This window comes from Mesorhizobium sp. M0060, from assembly GCF_040323155.1.
GTDB lineage: Bacteria > Pseudomonadota > Alphaproteobacteria > Rhizobiales > Rhizobiaceae > Mesorhizobium.
The window spans coordinates 1-611 of the sequence record NZ_JAMYUP010000177.1 but is presented as its reverse complement, the minus strand read 5'-3'; the positions used below and the strand labels follow the sequence as shown (position 1 = coordinate 611).

Sequence of the window (611 nt, the reverse complement as noted above, 5' to 3'; positions counted from 1 at the left end):
CGGCAGCCATTTGAGCCGGAGCGAGAAGATGTAAATCGCGATCAACCCAAACCAGAAGGTCGGGATCGACAACGCTACCATTGCGCCGACTGTCGCCGCGTAGTCGAAGATCGAATACCGCTTGAGCGCGCCAAGGACACCTACCCACGTACCGACGGAGATGGCGATCGCGGTCGATACGCCCATCAGCAGCAATGTTGCGACAAGGTGCTCCCAGATGATGTCGAGCACCGGCCTTCCGTCCCGGTAGGAACGTCCCCAGTCACCGCGAAGCAGGTGTGACAGCCAGTCGATGTACTGAACCGGAAGAGGTCGGTCGAGCCCCATTTGCGAGGCGATGCGATCGAGATCGGCCTGCGTCATCCCTGGCGTGAGGCTGAACTGCGAGAGCGGTCCGCCTGGAGCGAGGTTCAAGACGGCAAAGCCAATCACCGAAACCAGCAGGAGCAGGACGAGACTTTGCCAGAAGCGTCCCAGCAGATAGCGAAGCATGCCGGATGTCTCCGTTTTTGCTGTCCGTCGGATATGGGTCGCGCCAGTGGCGCCTTTGTCGGCGATTGAAACCGAGCCGTCAGTGCCGGCCCGGCCTCACGTCCGCAGCTAGGACCAGT

General features: G+C 61.0%; 1 protein-coding gene. It reads right to left on the bottom strand.

Annotation, left to right across the window (positions count from 1 at the left end):
* The coding region (locus NKJ94_RS37480) for an ABC transporter permease (RefSeq protein WP_352532821.1) at nt 1–492 on the bottom strand (492 nt) is incomplete at its 3' end.
* Between the last annotated feature and the right edge of the window lie 119 nt (nt 493–611).